Annotated in this window: 3 protein-coding genes; 2 read left to right on the top strand and 1 reads right to left on the bottom strand. The window is 64.1% G+C overall.

Features of this window, described 5'->3' with window-relative positions; genetic code table 11:
• A partial coding sequence (locus AC04MI_RS25230) for a hypothetical protein (protein ID WP_476499051.1) occupies window positions 1–264 on the top strand: 264 nt, incomplete at its 5' end.
• On the opposite strand, the gene AC04MI_RS25225 is transcribed toward AC04MI_RS25230, so the two are convergent.
• Window positions 265–732: an HNH endonuclease signature motif containing protein gene (locus tag AC04MI_RS25225; protein WP_436001316.1), complete on the bottom strand. Its 468-nt coding sequence runs from the start codon at window positions 730–732 to the stop codon at window positions 265–267.
• 45 nt (window positions 733–777) lie between these two features.
• On the opposite strand from AC04MI_RS25225, the gene AC04MI_RS25220 reads away from it, so the two are divergent.
• Window positions 778–1,348: hypothetical protein (locus AC04MI_RS25220; protein ID WP_476499050.1), on the top strand; the 571-nt coding region annotated here is incomplete at its 3' end.

The following is a 1,348-nucleotide window of genomic DNA, read 5'->3' as shown; positions in this document are numbered from 1 at the left end:
GAGCTGAAGCGTGAGCAGGCCAAGCTGCTCCAGGACCACGCAGCGGCCATGCGAGCGCTCTCGCAGGTCACGGCGGGGCGCCCGCGCACCGCGGAGGATGACCAGGCGGCGGCTCAGTACCAGCAATTCACGCGGGATGCGGCGCAGGAGGCGGAGCTGATGCGGACGCGTGCGCCAGGCTATCGTCATCCGGGGACCGGCACAGCACCGGTATCCGGTGGTGGCGGCGCCCGTGACAACGGAGTGCCGCAGCAGCAGCGATAGCTAGATCTCCTGGTGGTTGGCGTCCAGACGGACGCCATACCGCCGGGTGAGCAGGGAGAGGTCCAGCTGCCATTCGTGGGTGGACCGCCGCTTGTGCACCTGCATGGCAGCAGCGACGTGCCTCAGACCTTGATCGGGAGTCCAGTTGTTGAACTGGCAGAGCCATGCCAGGGCGTCCCGGGTCCGGTTCTGGGCCATCGCCAGCCCGAAATGCTTGACCCGATGGCAGTCCGGGCACAGGGGAACGAGGCCGGTCAGGGTCTGCACCAGGCGGCGGTCGTCGTACTCCCAGACCTCGTGGCACTCCACGGGGTGATTGGCGCCAGCACGCCGACAGATCTGGCAACGCCAGTCAGCCGGCAGGGCGACCTCGCGCTTGATGCGATCCCAAGTCTTGGGGCGGACGTTGGAGCGCACGTTGAAACGCCACATCGACTGCGGGACCAGCTCGACTGTCAGGATTTCCACTACGGGCGCTCGCTTGTGTATTTCCGCATATTAAAGCAAACTGTGATGAATACTCTAACGAAAGTCAGCCGGAAAACTAAGACGATGCGCGCCAGGAAGTCAGATCCAGCACCAGCCGATCCGCGCCTTGCGCGGCTGGCTGATTGGCTGGGCGTGGCGATTGACGGGCAGAGCCGCCGAGGGGTGACGAAGCAGCAGATAGCTGGCGACCATGGGACCCATGGAAGCAACTTGAGCGCCTTCGTGACGAGCAAGGGCAGGGTTCGCAACGTCAAAGTGGTAACGGTGGAGGCAATCCTTCTTGACCTTGGGTTGCACCGCAACGGCGTGCTGACCCACGGCATCCATCGGTGGGATCTGCTCGATAGCAAAGACATCGCTTCCGGATTGGGCGATCTTCTGAAAACCAACTCCGACCCCGGCGCCGACGAGCATCAGCAGCCGCATCTGCTGCAGCTGCCGGTGGAAGTACCTTCGATCGCATTCGTTCTGCTGCGCCCCTCGCCGGACACGATCTTGCTCGCCCGCGTGAACGGATCGGACGCTCCGGCGATCGAGGAATCGCTCGGCCGCTCACTGATCCGTCGCTCGCTCGATGTCTCAGACACGTCGGAAG

This window comes from Acidovorax sp. LjRoot204 (assembly GCF_056175785.1).
Note: the sequence above shows the minus strand (reverse complement) of the source record. Positions and strands in the feature narration are given on the sequence as shown.